The following is a 19,073-nucleotide window of genomic DNA, read 5'->3' as shown; positions in this document are numbered from 1 at the left end:
GCGTGCCTGCCGCAGTTTTGGGCGCCGTACCCAACGACCGCAGAAGGACAACAAAAAATGTTCCGTTACTTTCCCACCAACTACGTCTGGAACCTCTCGGTGGACCTGGCCATCGAGATGGGCGCCCGCATGGGCGAAATCGAAGAAATGTGCGCACCGCTGCTGGAAGCCGCCAAGCAGCCAGATGCTGCCGGTACCCAGGCCTTCAGGGAAACCTGGTCGAACATGGCCGACAAACTCTGCGCCTTGGCCGAGGAAGACGAAGCGGCTGGCCGACGCCTCTCCGCCGGTGAGAAATACAACCGCGCCGCCACCTACTACCTCACCTGCGAACGCCTGCAGGCCCATGGCGCGCCGGGTCGCGCAGACCTGTACCAGCGCTTCCTGGACACCTTCGCGCGAGGTATCGACCTGTCCGCAGAAAACTGCGAGCGGGTGGAAATCCCTTATGAGGGCAAGCACCTCTCGGGCTTGCTGGTGCGCGCCGAGGGCGTCAGCGGCCCAGCGCCTCTGCTGGTGCAGGTCAATGGCCTGGATTCGACCAAGGAGATGAAGTACCGCGTCGGCCTGCCCGCCTGGCTGGCCAAGCGCGGCGTGTCGTCGCTGATCATCGACCAGCCCGGCACTGGCGAAGCACTGCGCCTGCACGGCCTGACCGCGCGCTACGACAGCGAGCACTGGGCCAGCCGCGTGGTGGACTGGCTGGAAACCCGTGCCGACGTCGATCCCAAGCGCATCGGCCTGGAGGGTGTCTCCCTGGGCGGCTATTACTGCCCGCGCGCGGTGGCCTTCGAGCAGCGTTTCGCTTGCGGAGTGGTGTGGGGCGCCAACCACGACTGGCGCGATGTGCAGAAGCGCCGCCTGGAGAAGGAAGGCAATTTCCCGGTGCCACACTACTGGGCACACGTATGCTGGGTCTGGGGAGCGAAGGACATGGACGACTTCATGCGTATCGCTGAAAACGTGCACCTGGACGGCGTACTGGAGCGCATTCGCGTGCCGTTCCTGGTCACCCACGGCGAGAAAGACTCGCAGATCCCGCTCAAATGGGCGCATCGCACCTACGAGCAACTGGTCAACAGCCCGAAACGCGAGCTGAAGATCTTCACCGACCGCGAAGGCGGCGTGCAGCACTCCAGCTTCGACAACAGCATCAACGCCGGCCACTACATCGCCGACTGGGTCGCCGAGACCCTCGGTGGCCATACCGCCTGACCTCCTTCGCCGACAGTTCCCGGCCAGCCTCATCAAGGGCTGACCGGGTACCTGCTAGCGGGTCACCGCGTCATCAGGCCGGTGCCCGCGTGCCGTGGAACGCTGCAATCCGCCACCCCTCCTCGCCTTTCACCCACAGCTGCGTGGCGAAGCCTTCGGCGCGCATCGGCTCGCCGCCGCCACGCTTTTGCAGCAGGTTGCACTGCGCCCCGCTCATCAGCGCCAGGCCATCGGCAAACACCCTCACCGTCAACTCGCCACGCTCTACCGCCAGGTAGTGCACAGCGTCACGGGCATAGTCCAGGTACTGCGCCTTGTCCTGCACCAGCCCGGTGGTGTGCACGTACAGCAGGTCATCGTCGAACAGCGTGTGGAGCCGGGCATGATCTTCCTGTACCAGGGCCCGCTGGCGTTCGGCCTCCAGGCCCAGCAACAGATCGTGAATAGCCTTCATGGAATTGTCCTCGGTGATTGATTGGCGAGCGCATCCTCGCCCCACCCCTGCCCCGAGGAAAAGTCGCCAATCGCCATGCCAGGCATCGCCACTGCCGATACTCGCTGAGTCCCCTCGACTTCTCCCGTGCAGCCCAGAAAGGACAAGGGCTTGGCCAGGTATCGACGGCATCGATGGCGGGCCATCTACAGCATCTGTTGGTGCGTGGCAGCGCTCACGGCCTAGCCTGCCGGCAAACAACAAGACGAGGAGAATTCGTCCATGAGCGCCCTTCATCTGCACTGCTCCACCTTGTTCGACGGCACAGGCCTGCAGGCCCGCCCGTTGCACACGCTGATCATCGAAGGCGGCGTGATCCGCCATGTCGGGCCGACCGCAGAGGCACCGCGCCCCCGGCCTGGTGACCGTGAAACCCAGGGGCACTTCGTCATGCCTGGGCTTGTGGATGTGCACACCCACCTGGCGTTCGGCAATGCACAGAGCGAAGAGGACATCGACATCTGGACCAGCGACGAATTTCGCGCCTTGCGCGGCCTGTTCTTTGCCCAGCACGTACTGGCCGCAGGCGTGACCTCGATGGTCTGCCCCGGCGACAGCGGCCAGCTCAGCATCGCCGTGCGCAACACGGTCAATGCCGGCCTGTTCGAGGGGCCGCGCATCGCCGCCAGCAGCCGCGTGATCACCAACCGGCAGAGCCTGAACGACTGGTTCCCCAGCCGTGTCGGCGCGCCGGAATACTTCACCGCCGCGCTGGTCACCAGCCGTACCGAAGCCATCGCGCAGATCCGCAAGCAGGCCAAGGATGGCGTGGACCTGATTAAAATCGCCATGGACGGCACCCACCGTCGCCCCAACGGTGAAATCATCGCCGCCTTCACCGCCGACGAAACCCGTGAAATGGTCGATGAGGCCCACCGCCTCGGCTGCCGCGTCGCCACCCACGCCTATGGCCGCGAGGCGGTCATGTATGCCGCCAAGGCCGGCGTAGACCTGGTGTTCCACGCCTTCTACATGGACGATGCCTGCATCGAGGCGCTGCTTGAGGCAGGCAGCGTGCTGGCACCGACCATGACCTTCCCACAGAACACCGTGGACTTCTGCCAGCCCCACGACCCCGCCATCAGCACCGGCTACGCCGGTTATTGCGCACGCACGCTGGAGGTGGGCACACCGGTACTCAAGCGCGCCAAGGCTGCCGGCGTGCCCTTTGCCTGCGGCAGCGACAGCGGCTTTGCCATCACACCCTATGGAGAATGGCATGCCCGCGAACTCGAATTGCTGGTACGACGCCTGGGCTTCACCCCGGCCGAGGCGCTGTACGCCGCCACCAACGTCGGTGCCCGGCTGATGCCCAAGGGCGAGACCCTCGGTACGCTCGAGACGGGTAAACAGGCCGACCTGCTGGTGCTGGACGGCTCGCCCCTGGACGACATCCGCATCCTCCAGGACCGCAGTCGCCTGCTGGCCGTGTACAAGGCCGGCGAGCCGGTGCGCCTGCAACGCACCGGCTACAACCCCAAACAGGTGTCTGACTTCAACTCGCTGAAATGGACCGACCTCTACACCCGCGACCGCGTAGCCGAACTCGGCAAATGGAGCCTGTGAACATGCCTACTCTGGACTTCGAACTGGCCGCGCAACTGGCCGCCACCACCCTGCGCCACGCCCACACCCTGGGCATGCGGCCGTTGGCAGCCGCCGTGCTCGACAGCGCAGGGCATCCACTGGCGGTGCTGCGCGACCAGCAGGCCAGCTTCCTGCGCCCGCAGATCGCTACCGGCAAGGCCCGTGGTTGCCTGGGCATGGGCTTGGGTGGCCGCGAACTGGCTCGCCGTGCCCAAGCGATGCCGGCGTTCTTCGCGGCCATCAACTGCCTAACCGACGGCGAGGTGATTCCCGTGCCCGGGGGCATCCTGATACGTGATACCGAGGGCCGTGTCCTGGGTGCGATCGGCGTCAGTGGCGACACCTCGGACAACGACGAGCGCTGCGCCCTGCTGGCCATCGAAAGCCACGGGCTGGTCGCAGATACCGGCGACCATCAGCCCTGATCCAGCACCTCGGCCTGCTCCGTCAGCACCTGGCGAAGCCAGGCCAGGGCCGGGTCAGAGGCTTGCTGCGGCTGCCACTGCAGGACTTGCGAGGCCACCGGAAAGACAATGGGCGACGCCAGCACGCGCAGGGGGTAGCGTCGCGCCAGCGCCTCGGCCTGGCGGCGGAACAGCGTGGCAATACGCGGCGTGCCGACGACGAATTCAGCCATCAGGGCAAAGCTCTGCACTGCCACATCGAGTCGCCGTTCGATACCCATCTCGCGCAGGTGCTGGGTGTCCAGCGAAAGGTTCTGGCCATGGCTGAATTCGCGCACCACATGCCCGGCCGCACAGTAGTCGGCCAGGCTCAGGCCCTGTTGGTAGCCGGGAGTGTCTGCGCAGACGATGCAACACAGCTCATCCTGGAGCAGCGAGGCGTGGGGGTAGCGCGGGTTGATGCGCGGCTGCGGCACGATCACCAGGTCGCTGCGTCGATAGTCCAGCGCCTCGGCCACCACATCGCCGTCACGCGGCAGCGGCAGGTCACGCACCACCAGCGACACACCGGGCGCTACCCGCGCCAGGGTACGACTGACCGCCGGAACCAGGGTGGCCGCCACATAGTCCGAGGCCACCAGGATGAAGCGCCGGTCACAGCGGGCGGGGTCGAATGCCGCCGACATCTCCACCACTTCGCCCGTCAGGCTCAGCACTTCGCGCACCTTAGGTGCCAGTTGGCGCGCCAGGGCACTCGGTTCGAGGCCACGCCCTACCGGCAGCAAAAGCGGGTCCTGAAAGTGCTCGCGTAACCGGCCCAGTGCAGCGCTGGTCGCTGACTGGCCAAGGTTGAGGCGCTGCGCAGCCCGGCTGACGCTGCACTCTTCGAGCAGCACATCCAGGGCGACCAGCAGGTTGAGGTCCAGACGTCGATAGCGCATGAACAGGCTTATACGCGAATAAGCCTGGGCAAGAATGCGTATTTCGCGCTGGCAGGTATCGCCTGGCGCGATACTTGATCGATTCCAAAACAAAGACGAAACGGCATGGCTACAGGCCGCATACCAAAAGGGTCGCCGTTTCAGTTTTGGAACCGATTTTCGGCCCATCCCCCCTAGCCAACGCACCCTCCCCGGCGTTCTGCCAATCGCTTCCCATTCCCGAAACTTGGCTCACAGATGACTCGCCCTCGTCTGCCTTCTGGATGTCATGGATATGCAGTTTTTCAGGGGTGCTTGGCGGTGTTAGGGGGGGGTTACGGGGAGCACATCCCCCTGCTTGGGAGCTATCGCCAATGGCTGCTATCGACCCAGAGTGTGTAAAAACGCTAGATCCCGTTTCGATCTTCAAGGCTGAGTGGCTGTCCGGCTTCGTAGCCTGATCAAGGCACGATGTCCCTTCCTGATGAGCTAAAGCGCCCCAGCAACGCGCCAGATCATCGGGAGACGTAAAAACAGACCGGTTTTTAGGCCGTTAGCGCCTTCATCAAGTGATGGGTGCCGATGATTTTTATGACCCGTTTCAAGTTGTAGGCGAGCACATTCAAGCTCATCTCCGCGCTCACCCCGGCCAGCTTTCGCGTCAGGAAGTGCGTTGCACCCATCCATTGTTTGAGCGTCCCGAAGGGATGCTCAACGGTCCGTCTTCGGACTCGCATCATCTCTGGTGCTTTGCCTAGCCGAAGCTGCATCTCCTCCAATACGGCTTCATGCTCCCAGCGTCGAACACGTCGTTCCGTGCTCGGTGTGCATTGCAATTTCAACGCGCAGTCCTGGCATTTCAAACTCCAGTAACGATGCAACTTCATGCCTTTTTCAACGTACGAATAGTGCCAAATCAGCGCCTCTCCAGCGGGGCAAATGTATTCGTTTTTTGCCGCGTCATAGACGAAGGCATCGTTATTGAAACGCCCGTCAGCCTTGGCTCCAGAGGTCATCGGTTTGGGCACATAGGCGGTGATGCCGGCATCGTGACAAGCCAGGATTTGTTCGCTTTTGAAATAACCTCGGTCCGCCACCACCGACAACGTTTCTGACGCTATCGCCTCGCGGGCCTGCTTGGCCATTGAACTGAGTTGATCGCGGTCGGAACCAACGTTGGTCACCTCGTGCGCAACGATCAAATGGTGCTCCGTATCGACCGCTGTCTGCACGTTGTAGCCAACAATTCCCGTGCCGCGCGTCATCATGGAGCGGCTGTCTGGATCGGTCAGTGAGACCTGTTTATCCGGTGATTCATTGAGCTGAATTTCGATCGCCTGAAGCTCTTTCATTTGAGTTTTGAGCTTGGCGATTTTCTCTTCCAGCCGCACGGCGCTGGGCTCGGTAGCTGTTGGTTCTTGCCGATCAGCAGCATCGAGTGCCGTCAGGTAACGATTGATACTCGATTCAATTTCTTCCATTCGCCGCTTCAGTTTGGCGCTGGTGAAATTGCGGTCGCGGTTGTTGACGGCTTTAAATTTGCTGCCATCGATGGCGACCAGATGTTCTCCGAACAGTCCCAACTGCTGACACAACACGACGAACTGGCGGCAGACGCCTCTGATGGCTTTGCTGTTGTCTTTTCGGAAGTTGGCGATGGTCTTGAAGTCCGGCATCAAACGCCCGGTCAACCACATCAGTTCGACGTTGCGTTGGGCTTCTCGCTCCAGGCGTCGGCTCGACTGAATGCGATTGAGATAGCCGTAGATGTAGATCTTCAACAAGACCGAAGGATGGTAAACAGGTCGGCCAGTGTCGGCTGGAATGGCACCGTCAAAACCCAGTTTGGCCAGGTCGAGTTCATCGACGAAGACGTCGACTACGCGCACCGGGTTGGTATCGCTGACGTAGTCGTCGAGGCTCTCGGGAAGTAAGGTGCCTTGGCCTCGATGTTCACCTTGGATAAAGCGCTTCTTGGGCGATCCCTGCGATGAAATCCTCAGAAATCATAGCAAGGGTTCACGAAGGCGTTTTTACACACTCTGGGTCGATTGCAGCCCTTGCCCCAGCGTCAAACCATTACGTCGAATCAGCAGCGCATGCCGTTTCAGTTTCCTGTCGCTGTTCCAGCTTGGTGCGCAGGCATGGCTTGAAAAAAGTGTCAGGCGATGGCGTTACGACTGAATCTGCCGCGCGAATGCGATCGGCCCAAGCGCAGCTCCTGCGCGGTGAGCCTGCAATACCATTTCTGTCAGTGCCCATCATCATGCCGGCACGTGAACCACATCGTCTGTATGGATGAATAACCGAGGCGGTCGCACTTGTACCATGGTGCCTGGGCACACTCTGGCTCAAGGAGATGGCATGACCTCAATTGATCAATTGGAAACCCGCCTGCGCACGCTCGAAGATGTCGAAGCGATTCGCCGTCTCAAGGCGCGCTACCTGGCGTGTTGCGACCGGAAGGATCCACAGGGCATGCGCGACTGCTTCGCGCCGGGCCCGGTGCTTATCGACTACGGCCGGATCGGTGTGTTCGAAGACCGCGACCAACTCGTGGCGATTTTCCAACAGCTCGGCTGCCATCCGCATGTTGTCGAGATGCACCATGGCGTCAACCCGCAGATCGATGTGCTTGATGACACGCACGCCCGTGGCACCTGGGGTTTGCATTACCAGATGATCGACACGCAATCGCGAGTGATCACCCAGCTTGGCGCGCACTATGACGACGAGTACCGCAAGATCAACGGCCATTGGACGATCAGCAGCACGCGCTGCGTGGTGACGTCCACGCTGATCGCCAGCTATGAGGAAACCGAGCCCGGTGTGCGCTTCGCCGGTGTTCAGGCGAGCGCCACAGAAACGGGAGCACCTGCAGATGAGTAACGATCACAGCCCATTGGTCGCGGTTGTAACAGGCGCGTCGCGCGGTGCCGGCAAAGGCATTGCGCTCGCACTCGGCGCGGCGGGCGCGACGGTGTACGTGACAGGCCGCTCGCAGAACGAGGGCGATGCGCCGTTGCCAGGCACGATCCACGAGACGGCACGCGAAATCGACGCATTAGGCGGCAAGGGCATCGCCGTCGCCTGTGATCACGCCGATGACGAACAGGTGCGCAGCCTCTTCGAGCAGGTCGAGCGCGAGAGCGGGCGGCTCGACATCCTTGTCAATAATGCGACGTTTCTACACGATCAATTGATAAACCCCGGACCGTTCTGGGAGAAGTCGCTTGATCTCATCAAGATCCTCGACGTCGGTTTACGCTCCGCCTATGTGGCGAGTTGGTACGCGGCTCCGCTGATGGCCAAACGTCGTGGCGGGCTGATCGTGTTCACCTCGTCATTTGGCGCGAACTGCTACATGCACGGCGCAGCCTATGGCGCGCAGAAAGCCGGTGTCGACAAGTTCGCCAAAGACATGGCCGTGGACTTTCGCCCCTACGATGTCGCAGTGGTGTCCATCTGGATGGGTCCGCTGCGCACGGAGCGCACGATACGCGCATTGCAAGACCACCCGCATCGCTACGAGGATTTTTCATTCGTCATGGAAAGCCCGGAGTTCACCGGCAAGGTCATTCACGCGCTGTATTGCGACCCTGACCGGATGACGCAATCCGGACAGGTCCTCATCGGGGCAGAAGTCGCGATGACCTACGGCATTGTCGATCTGAATGGCCAACAGCCGCCGTCCTATCGCGACACGCTGGGCAGTCCATTCCAGGCACATCCGGCGATTGTCGAGTAGCGAGATCGCGGGTCAGGTGCCTTGGCCTTGATGTTCACCTTGGATAAAGCACCTCATGGGCAATCCCTGTGGTGAAATCCTCGGAAATCATGGCGCGTGCTCGACAAGGTGTTTTTACACGCTCTGGGTCGAGGGTGGTCAATCGTGAAGGCTGCCTTTGACCCAATGCGGACCTTTATTGCGGCCCGGTTTCGGCCAGAAGCGGACGCTCATAACTCCCGCTAAATTTCTAAAATTAAGACGCTCGGTTTGCTTAGGCATGGGGGATCATCGCTGACCCGACCTCTTCTTCGCCTCGCTCAATTAAAATTTTGCCGGCACTCTGGGCGTCCCGGCGCTCATCATCTTGGCTGAGCTTCAATTTGCCAACGAGCCGAGTTATTTCAATCTCAATTCCGACTATTCTTCGAAGCATGTCATCCATGTAGTCCTTTGGGCTGTCAGTCATCTTCCAAGGCTGTTTCTGAAACGATTCGTGCGTTCGTGTAAGTCTGGCAACGATGCCGCGAACAGCCCTCACATCATCAAGCACTCGAATTTTTCCGTGTGCATGCACTACTCGATAATTCCAGGTCGGTACCTGCTTCTGATGCTCCTGCTTGCTGGGATACCACTGAGGTGAAATATAGGCGTCACCTGCGCGGAAGATGACCAGCACCTCTTGATCAGGCTGTACCTCTCGCCAAAGAGGGTTATCACGAGCCACATGGGCTTGCAGTGTTCCCAGCCTTCCTTTGCCTGTGTCGAGGTCGAAAGGAAGGTGATTAGCATCCAATCCTTCGTTGCCATGGGTGATAATCGTGCCAAACGGATACTGCGCAATTAACTGATGCAGTTTTTCTGAATCTGCTGCACTGAAGTGCGATGGTAAATACATCAGCTATGCCCCATGTACATTGACGAGACTTTAGCGACTCAGGCGCCAAAGCAGTGCTCTCAAAGCCAGACAATAATGCCAAGACACGCTTGGGCTCATAGCCGTCATTGCCTGGAAAGCAGCAGGTTTATGCCTGCGACGCCGAATACTAAAGCCAGCGTGCCTTCGATGCCTCGGCGTGCACGTCGATAAGCCCGAACCATCGGTGCCGTTGAGAAAAGCAAGGCGTATCCACCAAAAATAGTGATGCTTAACACAGCACAGCAAGCCAGAGTGATCGCAACGGTCGTTGTCGATGCTTGAGGCCCCAGCCCTAAGGTCATTGTGGCTACCCAACCGAGTAAGGCCTTGGGATTGGTTAAGTGCATCATCAATCCCTGTTTGTACAATTTGAAGCCCGAGACACTGGCCGCAGTAGCGTCCTTCTTGCTCATATGCTCGTCCGTAGTCAGTGCCGAACGAGCGGCCTTGATACCAAGGAAAAGAAGGTAAGCTCCGCCCACGATTTTAAGAGCGATGATTGCCTGGGCAAAGGTCGTCAAGATTGCCGAGATACCTGTTGCGGCCATGCCTCCCCAAAAGAAAGAGCCACTGATAACACCGAATGCGAGCATCAGGGCTGGGCGCCGCCCTTGATGCATGGCCACCCCCATGATTCGCATGTTGCTAGGGCCAGGGCTGGCCGCGCCGATTACGTAGACGGTCAGCACGAGCAACAGGTGGTTGAAGTCGAATGACATTTGAACGCTCTCCCACATATGAATCCGGTCAATACCCATTGACCGGATTCGACTTCAAATCGCTACACAAGATCAAGCTGGTTCAGCGTTGTGAGTAGAGCCGAGCGATCTTCTCCCTCAAGGAGTAACAGGGGAGAAGGCAGGTTTCGATCAGGAGCCCGTCCGAGCAATGTGGCTGCTGTTGCTATCACGCGCAAACTACCACCGTGCTTACTGAATAGGCTCCAAAGAGGCTGGAGTTTACTGGAGAGCTGATTGGCCTCGTTTGCATTCCCTTTTTGGGCAGCGCGAGTGATGGCCACTGCAATTTCAGGAAATAGCCCGCCGATCACGGAGTACCAAATATCGCAACCAGCGTTTAAACCCGTCGCAGCCAATGAGTCACCACTGACACCAATGGTCACATGCTCAGGAATCAGGTTGCGAAGTCGATCAACTCTATCTCTGGCGCGGACAGGATCTTCAGGCACGCCAGGAATTTTGATCGATGCAACATTGGGCAGTTCGGCAATGCGACTATGCAACTCATCGCTGAACACAAAATTTGTTGTCCCGGGATTATCGTAGACAACCAGAGGCACTGACAGATTGCGCGCCACTGCATTGTAGAGCCCGTACACTTCTTTATCGCTGAGCTTTTGATAAGAGACCGGGGACAGCAGCACTGCATCAACGCCAGCTTCCTGAGCATCCTCTGCATGGAGCAGCACATCCCGCGTACTCAACGCACTTATGCCAACCATGACAGGAATCCCAGAAGCGTGTTCAACAGCGAGCCGAGCAGCTTGCGCCCGCTCCAGGCGATTGAGATACATGTAGCTGCCTGTCGAGCCCAAGGCCCCAATAGAATCGACCCCAGCATCCACCAAGCGTTTGATTAGCTCGATATAGGCGCGTGCTTCAATTCCGTATTCAGTAACGGGCGTCAGAGGAAAAGCGCTAAGACCTGTGAGCATTTGTTTCTCCGGTCAGTAAAACTCAATCAATTGGGATGCAATTTTTGCCTCTGGCATCATCTGCTGAAGTCCGCTGCTCAGCTCATCCCCAGCAGCCCTCAGGGCCTCTATGGGCATTTCAGGAAGACTCTCCAGAATGAACCACATCCGCTTCGCGTTCGAATCAAGCCGGGTCCGGGTGCCCTGACGCCAGTTCCAGCGTCGGCAAGTCGCACCGTGATCATCTCGCCAAATGACTTCGCCTTTTTCTGGAGACTCGTTTGCCGCACGGCCATCTTTGGTTGTGTCAAACAGCTCAGTGCCATCGGCGATGGTTAAACGTGGAGCACCTATGTAGGCATCAAAATCTTCTCCGCCAACGGGTATGGCGTATTTGATGCTGATTGCGTTGTACAAATCGACAATGGGATCGATGCTGGGAAGGCTCCCGTCTCGCAGGACTCGCTTGCGCAATGCTTCGGCTGAGCACGGGGTGCGCTGTGGTTTAGCGCCGAACAGCTTGAATGTATTGGCCCACGCAGCCAAATGACTCTCAGCCCAAACCGGGGTGTCCGCGACCAGCGACTCACAAGCCTTTTCAAGAGCGTCTGTAGAAACCTGGGGGTGTTCGATCAGCGAAGCTTCCACGCTGATACTCAGCGCTCGGAAACCTGGTGCGATCTTAGCTAGTTGGGGATCAAGAACCGGAGCGACAAATGACATGCTGGCCTCCACGGCTACTAACGCTGAAGGTTTCTCATGGTGTAGCTGCCCCATGCCGAGCAAAGGGTATTGAGGGTGTGAACCAGCGATTTCAGTTTGCATTTCAATGTAGCTATCTCCGCAGTGAAGGTGATCAATGCATGGAGTTTTAATCCGTCCCTGCCATTAGATCTAATGATTTACCATCATGACGCATAAGATTTTCTTATTAGATTAATCAACGCACGCGAATGCACGAACGCGCGAGATGGAATGTGAGGAGAGATACACGGGGATTGAGGTGATGGACATTCCGTCACTTTCACCTCAAAGACTCTGCTGCCTAAGTGTCCGCTTCTGGCCATTTTCCGCTCTCTGCGAAAGGCAGCTAAGGGTCGATAGCAGCCGGTCACCACTGACAGCTATCGACCCTGAACAGCCATTCGACACCAGCAGTAATCGGCCAGCAGACCTGTGAGGACCTTCAAACGACTCAGGGTTCGCCATGCGTACTTGCAAGGCAAGTCCAAGGTGCTGGGGCCACGCTGAATGGCCTTGCACGGAGGCTATGGCCTCGAGGCATGCTCATGGACAGGCAGGTAAGGAACAGTCTGTCCGTTGGCAATGGCACTGGCTTCAAGCTTTGCACGCTCCGCTTCCAAAAAAACATACGCGGTGTGCAGGGTGGTGATCTTCGCTTGAATTTCGGCCATCTTGCTGGCGACCAAGGCCGCGCCTTGAGCGCAATCGATCGTATTACCCCGCTTGGCCGCGAGGATGTCGCCGATCTCAGCGAGTGAAAATCCCCCGCTCTGGGCACTCTGAATGAATGCCAAATCAACAACGGTCTGATCGCTGTAGCTGCGGTAGTTGTTGGCCTGTCGATGGGCCACGATCAGCCCGAGCTGTTCGTAATAGCGCAACGCATGGCGCCCGACGCCACTGCGACGCTCCAACTCCCCAATGTTCACACTAAAAACCCCTTGACTGTAGAGCAGGCTCTACACCTTAGCCTGCGCCCATCATCCAAACAAGGAGTCAGGCATGAGCATTGAATGCTTCGTCACAGGCGGCAGTGGGTTTGTGGGTCAACATTTACTGGCCCGTCTTACTGCGACAGGGCACACGACGTGGGTGCTTATGCGCAGCCCTGAAAACATTGAGCGTCTCAGGGAGCAGGTAGGCCGACTGGGCGGTAACCCCGCGTACATCCATGCCGTTGAGGGCGATATCAGCAGAGAGGGGCTTGGGCTCAGCGAGGCAGACAAGCAGCGTGTGTCTTCGGCCTCTGTGGCGTTCCACCTCGCGGCGCAATTTTCCTGGGGGCTTACAATGGAGCGCGCCCGCACAATCAATGTGCAAGGGGCGTTGAACGTCGCCAGGCTTGCGGCGAGCCAGCGTATCCGATTGTTGATGGTGGGCGGCTTTATGCTGCAGAACCTTACCCACCTTGCCAGTATCGGGGTAGATAACGAGCGCCCTGAAAACACAGATTGGCCCGCAGTCTACGGCCGTGTAGGTGGCTATGAAGGCAGCAAGCTCGAGTCCCACTTCGCAGTCATTCGTTACATGCAGGAAGCGGGCGCGGATTACACGATCGTTCATCCTGCTACAGTGTGTGGCCACAGCGAGAGTGGTCACATCCCGGAAGGGCAACCGCTGGCCGAGCTCATTCGAAATCTGGCACACGGCCGGTTCAAAGCCGTCCCCGGTTCCGCCGCGCACTGGTTGCCATTGGTCAGCGTCGATTACTTGGTGACGATGATAACCTGCGTGGCGTTCGATCCCTCGATGGCCAACCGGCAGGTGCTGGCGCTCGATGAGCGCACACCGAACGTACAGGGGATGCTTCAGCAGATCGCAATGACACTGAAGGTCAAGGCCCCCCGCCGCCATGTAGCGATAAGGGTGCTGAGGTGGCTTTTGACGATTCCCGGACTCGCGGCCCGACTCGCGATCAGCGCCGAGTCACTGAACTTTATTCAGACGCAGCGCTTCGACATGAGTCAGAGCAAGCAACTGGAGCGGAAGTATCAGTTAACACATCCCGACATGGCGCGAATGTTGGAAAAGACGGTGCACTACGTCGAGGGTCACCTGCCCAATTGAGCCAACCACGTCAGGCACTCTTCGATGAGATAGCAAATTTCCTATGCTCTACTGCGCGCGATCGGAGGCGCAGATTGCGCTCCGGCAAAGCGCTGTGCTGGCCGGTATTCAAGCGTGAGCCGGGCAACAATCTGTTACAGTCCGCTGGTCAATGTGGTGTTCCCTAGGAGATGTACAAGGATGTCGCTTCACGATTGGTTCGGTTTTGTCGTCGTCGCCATGCTGGTTACCCTGACCCCAGGTCCCGGGGTGATCATGGCGCTATCCAATTCGGTGGCCTATGGGCCGCGGCGGGCGATGCTCGGCTCGCTCGGAAACGCCTTCGGCTTGCTGGTGATCTCCGCCGCCATCAGTGCCGGGCTGGGGGTGCTGCTGCAGGCGTCGGCGACGGCCTTCCTGCTGCTCAAGGTGCTCGGCGCGAGCTACCTGATCTACCTGGGCATCAAGCAGTGGAAGAGCCGCACCAGTGCGTTCGACAAGCTCGACCAGCCGACCAGGCGCACCTCCACCCACAACAGACTGATGCTCAGCGGCGTGACCGTGGCGCTGACCAACCCCAAGGCGATCCTGTTCTTCGCCGCGTTCCTGCCGCAATTCATCCGCCCGGGCAGTGACTCGAACGTGCAGTTGAGCATTCTCGTGCTGACCTTCGCGGCCTGCTCGATCGTCTCCCATGCCTTCTATGTGGCCATGGCCCAGGTGCTGCGGCGCAAGCTCGCCTCGCCGAACCGTGCGCGGTTGATGAACCGGCTGTTCGGCGCCTCGTTCATGGCGCTGGGCGCGAGCCTGTTTACCGTTCAGGCCAAGGTTGCCTGAGTGTCGGTCATCACTGCTTGGTCCACGACGCCAATGCAATGACTCTGATGGGACAGGTGTTGTCCTGACTGGAGCAACACCAGGGCTACCATGCTGCAAGGGGGGTAGCCTATTTTTTGGGCTTCAGGCTGAACAACTGCTATTGCTGGTGAGCTGTCGATGGTGGATGGCTGCTTTCCCCATAGAGAACACTCAATTACCCCAGTAGCATGGCACGGGCTGCACCCGTGTTCGCGGGTGAACCCGCTCCCACAGTGAATGTGCAAGGGCTGAGGCCAACACTGTCCTGTGGGAGACTCCATACGCACCTACGCTTGAGTCCACACTTCATCCCAATTACCCTCTTCCGCATTGCGCCCAATACAGCGGCCGATTTCAGCAGCCCACCCGTCGTTCAACAGGTGCTTTAATTCATGCCTGTTGCTTCGTGTCATGGCGGTTGTGCGTGGGGCGCCTTCGGGTGCGCCGGGTTCCTTGATCCCTGGTCTGCTAACCCGCGTACAACTGCCACCCTTGATGGGCATCAGTTCATACATTTCTGCGCTTGAAGACACACTTCAGCCCAATTACCCTCTTCCGCATTGCGCCCAATACAGCGGCCGATTTCAGCAGCCCAACTCTCGTTCAGCAGGTGCTTTAATTCGTGCCTGTTGCTTCGTGCTATGGCGGTTGTGCGTGGGGCGCCTTCGGGTGCGCCGGGACCTGGAGCCTGGCCTGTCAACCCGCGTACAACTGCCACCCTTGATGGGCATCAAGGGCATTCGTATCAGTTCATCCATACCAGCGCTTGAATCCAAATCTCTGCACCGTTAACCTTCTACAGTCGCTGTAAATCCAGCGAACGGGTTTGGTAGCCCGCTTACTCTATGGCGTGCAAGCGCCCCATCCGAACTAGTTGGCGCTTTTTTTGTGTCTGCTACTTCGTGTTATGGCGGCTGTGCGCAGGGCGCCCTCGTGCGCGCTGGGTTCCTAGAGTCCCGGTCTACCAACCTGTGTACAGCCGTCACCCATTCGTTTGGTAGCGATAGGTGGTGGTTCAATACTCTAGGAGCGTCACCATGACCAAGATAGTCCCCGATCCCCCACCCACCACCATACTGAAAACCACCGCCTGCGCTACCTTCGGTTCCTGCGAAGACAGCCACGATCCGCTGTTCAGTGTTCGCGCCGGGCTCAACGTCGAAGACGTGCTGATCCACCTCACCATCCTGCTACGTTCCGCCTACGCCACCAACGAACAAGCCTGTCAGGTGGTCGATAACGAAACCCGTCATCTGCTCTGGTCCACCCGCACGGCTGTCGAAATGGCACAAGGGCTGGTGCAGGCGTTGCTCGGTGGTATGGAGACCGACCGATCAAGGCCGGAACTGCGCTAGCAGCAAAATGGGCAGTGGCTGAGCCGCTGCCTTTTGGTGTGTGCAATTATCAGGCGGTAGATGTACTGACAGGCGAGGTATGCCGCCATGGACGCGGATAACGCTTCAGGAAATCCAGTGGGCGCCATGATCAAGGCGCGGAGGGAAATACAGTTTGAGCAAAATGGATCGCGTACAGCAGTAGCCATAGCAGAGCGAAGAAAGCGGCACCCAATGAGTGCCGCTTAAGCGGTCTTACTCGGCCTTGAAGCAGTAAACAGCAAGCTTGTTGCCATCAAGGTCACGGGCATATGCAGCATAGGCATTCGGTGCCCAGTCACGCGTACCTGCCGCGCCTTCGTCCTTACCGCCAGCACTCAGTGCTGCGTCGTGGAAGGCGTTGATTTGGGCACGACTCTGAGCTTCGAAGCTTACGGTCACGCCGTTGCCAACACTGGCCGGCTGGCCATTGGCTGGCTTGAGTACAAAGAAAGCGGGCTTGTCCACGCCCCAGATCGAGCCGTTGTCGCCCAGATCAGCAAGGCGCTTGAAACCCAGCTTACCTAGCACTTCGTCGTAGAACTTACGGGCTTTGACCAGATCATTGGTGCCAACAGTTACGTGAGTGAAAATCGACATGAAAGTCTCCATTGCAGGTGGGGTGTTGTAGGAAGAAGCCGGTACCTCCTGTGAAGCACCGGAGAATCATTTAAAAGTGGACGACTGTGCGAATACTCTTGCCTTCGTGCATCAGTGCGAAGGCGTCGTTGATCTGCTCCAGCCCCATGGTATGGGTGATGAACTTGTCGAGTGGGATCTCGCCCTTCTCTGCCTGGGCAACATAGCTCGGCAGTTCGGTACGGCCTTTAACGCCACCAAAGGCACTACCACGCCACACTCGGCCGGTGACCAATTGGAAAGGACGAGTACTAATCTCGGCGCCGGCCGGGGCGACGCCGATGATGGTCGACTCCCCCCAACCCTTATGGCAACTCTCGAGTGCTGCGCGCATCAGCTGGACATTGCCGATACATTCAAAGGAGTAGTCGACACCACCATCGGTCAACTCGACGATGACCTCCTGAATCGGCCGATCATGTTCCTTCGGGTTGATGAAGTCAGTGGCACCCAGTTCTTCTGCAATAGCGAACTTGGCCGGATTGATGTCAACAGCAATGATGCGGGAAGCCTTTGCCATCTTGGCACCGATGATCGCTGCCAGACCGATACCTCCCAGACCAAAGACGGCTACGGTAGCGCCCTCTTCCACCTTCGCGGTGTTGAGTACAGCACCGATACCCGTGGTCACACCACAACCCAACAGGCAGACCTTTTCCAGCGGCGCTTCCTTTGGAATCTTCGCAAGGGAAATTTCAGGCAGCACGGTGTACTCGGAGAAGGTCGAACAGCCCATATAGTGGTAAACAGGCTCGCCGTTGTACGAGAAACGGGTGGTGCCGTCAGGCATCAAACCCTTGCCTTGGGTGGCTCGTACAGCCTGGCAGAGGTTGGTCTTGCCGGATTTACAGAACTTGCACTCTCGGCATTCAGCCGTGTAGAGCGGGATTACGTGATCGCCGACCTGCAGAGAGGTCACGCCCTCGCCTACCGCTTCGACAATGCCACCGCCCTCATGACCGAGAATGCAAGGGAACACGCCTTCTGAATCCTGGCCAGACAAGGTGTAGGCATCAGTATGGCAAACGCCAGTCGCAACAATCCGAACCAGAACCTCGCCGGCTTTTGGGGGCTGGACATCAACTTCAACGATCTTAAGTGGCTCATTCGGTCCGAAAGCGACAGCTGCGCGCGACTTTATCATGGTAACGGGTACCTACCGTGTGTTATTCAGGTGCCCCTACAATAAGAAAATCCGACTCGTTACGCTGATAAAAATGGCGTTGAATTCGGCCAAGCTGGCATGAAATCGGGCCAAGCACTAAATAAGAGATGTAAGTATGCTCCGTTCTGATACGGCCACACGCCGAACAATCGATATCGTGATTTATCCTGAATTCAAGTCATTCGAGGCCATTGGCCCCATGACAGTCTTCACGTATGCAAATAAACACTTGGAAGCACAGGGAAAGGCGCCCGGATACGAGGTTAGAATTGTCTCAACACAGTTAGGGCCTATCCCCTCAGATACGCTGATGTCCTTAACTGCAACTCACACGTTGGACGATGAATCGCTTCCCCATTCGATTCTGGTCGTTGGCGCACACGAAATTGAGCGAATCATCGAAGAGCAATCGGAGATTGTGGCGTGGACTAAACGCGTTGCATTGAGCGTTGAGCGTTTTGCCGCCCTCTGCTCAGGAGCGTTCTTCCTGGCTGCAACTGGCCTGCTTGATGGCAAGCGGGCAACCACTCACTGGAGAATGGCTGAGGTCATGCAACAGAACTACCCCGGCATCCAGGTCGACATCGACTCCATTTTCATTCATGAAGGAAACCTCTGGACGTCAGCAGGCGTAAGCGCTTCAGTGGATTTGGCACTTGCCTTTGTCGAAGCTGATTTCGGTCATGACCTTGCGCTGCAAGTGGCACAAGACCTCGTGATTTTCCTGAAGCGGCCCGGTGGTCAGTCACAGTTCAGCGCCAACCTGACGAGCCAGATGACCCAGGCTTCAGGCATGCGTGCAGTTCAAGAGTGGGTATTGAACAATATTGATCAAAAGATCAGCGTATCGCTCATGGCTAATCACGCTTCGATGAGCCTGAGGAACTTTACGAGGACCTTTCATAAAGAGGTGGGCGTCTGCCCTTCTGAGTTCCTGGAGAAAGCCAGAGTTGATAAAGCGAGGCGCTTACTGAGTGAAAGCGGACTTCCAATGAAAAGCGTGGCATTCAAGTGTGGATTTGCAACCACTGACCAAATGCGCAACATATTCAAAAAGCACTTGTCTGTAACACCCAAGCAATACCAAGAACGCTTCCTTGGCACCTGACTTTCATTCGTTTAAGCAACGACGTTAGTTGTTTGAATACCTGCCTTCCGGTAGAGGGCCCATGCGCAAGTTTCGCCCCTGAGAACGATGTATTACCTGCGCATAGGCCTTTGCATCAGCGTGTTCCGGTAATCATCGGCAAGTTCAGGCCTTGTTCCTTGGCGCAATCGATGGCGATCTGATAACCGGCATCGGCATGACGCATGACGCCAGTCGCCGGG

At 58.2% G+C, this 19,073-nt stretch carries 20 protein-coding genes; 9 read left to right on the top strand and 11 right to left on the bottom strand.

Features of this window, described 5'->3' with window-relative positions:
- The first annotated feature begins 57 nt into the window (after positions 1 to 57).
- The gene (locus tag IE038_RS03745) at positions 58 to 1,215 is read left to right on the top strand and encodes an alpha/beta hydrolase family protein (protein WP_163937125.1); all 1,158 of its coding nucleotides are present in this window, start codon (positions 58 to 60) and stop codon (positions 1,213 to 1,215) included.
- 73 nt (positions 1,216 to 1,288) lie between these two features.
- Here IE038_RS03745 and IE038_RS03740 read toward each other — a convergent pair whose 3' ends face one another.
- On the bottom strand, positions 1,289 to 1,669 hold the full coding sequence (locus IE038_RS03740) for a nuclear transport factor 2 family protein (RefSeq protein ID WP_163937128.1): 381 nt from the start codon (positions 1,667 to 1,669) through the stop codon (positions 1,289 to 1,291).
- A 261-nt stretch (positions 1,670 to 1,930) separates the two neighbouring features.
- Between IE038_RS03740 and IE038_RS03735 the strand changes: the two genes are divergently transcribed.
- Positions 1,931 to 3,274, top strand: a complete 1,344-nt coding sequence (locus tag IE038_RS03735) for a metal-dependent hydrolase family protein (protein ID WP_163937131.1) — start codon at positions 1,931 to 1,933, stop codon at positions 3,272 to 3,274.
- A gap of 2 nt (positions 3,275 to 3,276) precedes the next feature.
- On the top strand, positions 3,277 to 3,720 hold the full coding sequence (locus IE038_RS03730) for a GlcG/HbpS family heme-binding protein (protein ID WP_189395166.1): 444 nt from the start codon (positions 3,277 to 3,279) through the stop codon (positions 3,718 to 3,720).
- On the opposite strand, the gene IE038_RS03725 is transcribed toward IE038_RS03730, so the two are convergent.
- Together IE038_RS03725 and IE038_RS03720 are read right to left on the bottom strand one after the other, a co-directional pair.
- Entirely contained in the window at positions 3,711 to 4,640 is a 930-nt protein-coding gene (locus IE038_RS03725) for a LysR family transcriptional regulator (protein WP_189395165.1), read from the bottom strand. The genes IE038_RS03730 and IE038_RS03725 overlap by 10 nt on opposite strands.
- Positions 4,641 to 5,164: 524 nt before the next feature.
- Positions 5,165 to 6,616: an IS1182 family transposase gene (locus IE038_RS03720; RefSeq protein ID WP_163937145.1), complete on the bottom strand. Its 1,452-nt coding sequence runs from the start codon at positions 6,614 to 6,616 to the stop codon at positions 5,165 to 5,167.
- A gap of 367 nt (positions 6,617 to 6,983) precedes the next feature.
- Here IE038_RS03720 and IE038_RS03715 point away from each other — a divergent pair, with 367 nt between their 5' ends.
- Together IE038_RS03715 and IE038_RS03710 are read left to right on the top strand one after the other, a co-directional pair.
- Positions 6,984 to 7,508 carry a nuclear transport factor 2 family protein gene (locus IE038_RS03715; RefSeq protein WP_189395164.1) on the top strand — a complete coding sequence of 175 codons (525 nt, stop codon included), beginning with the start codon at positions 6,984 to 6,986 and terminating at the stop codon, positions 7,506 to 7,508.
- On the top strand, positions 7,501 to 8,367 hold the full coding sequence (locus IE038_RS03710; RefSeq protein ID WP_163937136.1) for an SDR family NAD(P)-dependent oxidoreductase: 867 nt from the start codon (positions 7,501 to 7,503) through the stop codon (positions 8,365 to 8,367). The genes IE038_RS03715 and IE038_RS03710 overlap by 8 nt, the downstream gene beginning before the upstream one ends.
- Positions 8,368 to 8,620: 253 nt before the next feature.
- Here the strand turns inward: IE038_RS03710 and IE038_RS03705 are convergent, their stop codons facing one another.
- The 5 genes from IE038_RS03705 to IE038_RS03685 form a co-directional block, all read right to left on the bottom strand.
- Positions 8,621 to 9,244 (bottom strand): FMN-binding negative transcriptional regulator, encoded by a 624-nt coding sequence (locus IE038_RS03705; RefSeq protein ID WP_163937139.1) that lies wholly within the window; start codon positions 9,242 to 9,244, stop codon positions 8,621 to 8,623.
- Positions 9,245 to 9,348: 104 nt separating this feature from the next.
- Entirely contained in the window at positions 9,349 to 9,984 is a 636-nt protein-coding gene (locus IE038_RS03700) for a LysE family translocator (RefSeq protein WP_163937148.1), read from the bottom strand.
- Between the two features lie 62 nt (positions 9,985 to 10,046).
- Complete coding sequence (locus IE038_RS03695; RefSeq protein ID WP_189395163.1) at positions 10,047 to 10,940, bottom strand: dihydrodipicolinate synthase family protein; 894 nt, start codon at positions 10,938 to 10,940, stop codon at positions 10,047 to 10,049.
- A gap of 12 nt (positions 10,941 to 10,952) precedes the next feature.
- Complete coding sequence (locus IE038_RS03690) at positions 10,953 to 11,642, bottom strand: B3/B4 domain-containing protein (RefSeq protein ID WP_163931456.1); 690 nt, start codon at positions 11,640 to 11,642, stop codon at positions 10,953 to 10,955.
- Positions 11,643 to 12,187: 545 nt separating this feature from the next.
- Entirely contained in the window at positions 12,188 to 12,592 is a 405-nt protein-coding gene (locus tag IE038_RS03685; protein ID WP_189395162.1) for a MerR family transcriptional regulator, read from the bottom strand.
- Positions 12,593 to 12,665: 73 nt separating this feature from the next.
- Here IE038_RS03685 and IE038_RS03680 point away from each other — a divergent pair, with 73 nt between their 5' ends.
- The 3 genes from IE038_RS03680 (at position 12,666) to IE038_RS03670 (ending at position 15,922) form a co-directional block, all read left to right on the top strand.
- A complete protein-coding gene (locus IE038_RS03680) occupies positions 12,666 to 13,730 on the top strand; it encodes an SDR family oxidoreductase (protein ID WP_163931452.1) in 1,065 nt (354 codons plus the stop codon).
- Between the two features lie 180 nt (positions 13,731 to 13,910).
- Complete coding sequence (locus IE038_RS03675; RefSeq protein ID WP_163931449.1) at positions 13,911 to 14,546, top strand: LysE family translocator; 636 nt, start codon at positions 13,911 to 13,913, stop codon at positions 14,544 to 14,546.
- A 1,058-nt stretch (positions 14,547 to 15,604) separates the two neighbouring features.
- Complete coding sequence (locus IE038_RS03670; protein ID WP_189395161.1) at positions 15,605 to 15,922, top strand: DUF6124 family protein; 318 nt, start codon at positions 15,605 to 15,607, stop codon at positions 15,920 to 15,922.
- A 234-nt stretch (positions 15,923 to 16,156) separates the two neighbouring features.
- Here the strand turns inward: IE038_RS03670 and IE038_RS03665 are convergent, their stop codons facing one another.
- On the bottom strand, positions 16,157 to 16,540 hold the full coding sequence (locus IE038_RS03665; protein WP_163931446.1) for a VOC family protein: 384 nt from the start codon (positions 16,538 to 16,540) through the stop codon (positions 16,157 to 16,159).
- A gap of 70 nt (positions 16,541 to 16,610) precedes the next feature.
- Positions 16,611 to 17,723, bottom strand: coding sequence for an S-(hydroxymethyl)glutathione dehydrogenase/class III alcohol dehydrogenase (locus tag IE038_RS03660; RefSeq protein WP_189395160.1), 1,113 nt, complete (start codon positions 17,721 to 17,723; stop codon positions 16,611 to 16,613).
- 136 nt (positions 17,724 to 17,859) lie between these two features.
- Here IE038_RS03660 and IE038_RS03655 point away from each other — a divergent pair, with 136 nt between their 5' ends.
- Positions 17,860 to 18,852, top strand: coding sequence for a GlxA family transcriptional regulator (locus tag IE038_RS03655; protein ID WP_189395159.1), 993 nt, complete (start codon positions 17,860 to 17,862; stop codon positions 18,850 to 18,852).
- Positions 18,853 to 18,967: 115 nt separating this feature from the next.
- On the opposite strand, the gene IE038_RS24390 is transcribed toward IE038_RS03655, so the two are convergent.
- Positions 18,968 to 19,073: hypothetical protein (locus IE038_RS24390; protein ID WP_229775624.1), on the bottom strand; the 106-nt coding region annotated here is incomplete at its 5' end.

It is taken from the genome of Pseudomonas laurentiana (genome assembly GCF_014648275.1).
GTDB lineage: Bacteria > Pseudomonadota > Gammaproteobacteria > Pseudomonadales > Pseudomonadaceae > Aquipseudomonas > Aquipseudomonas laurentiana.
The sequence above is the reverse complement of the archived record's forward strand: the minus strand, read 5'-3'. Positions and strand labels throughout refer to the sequence as shown.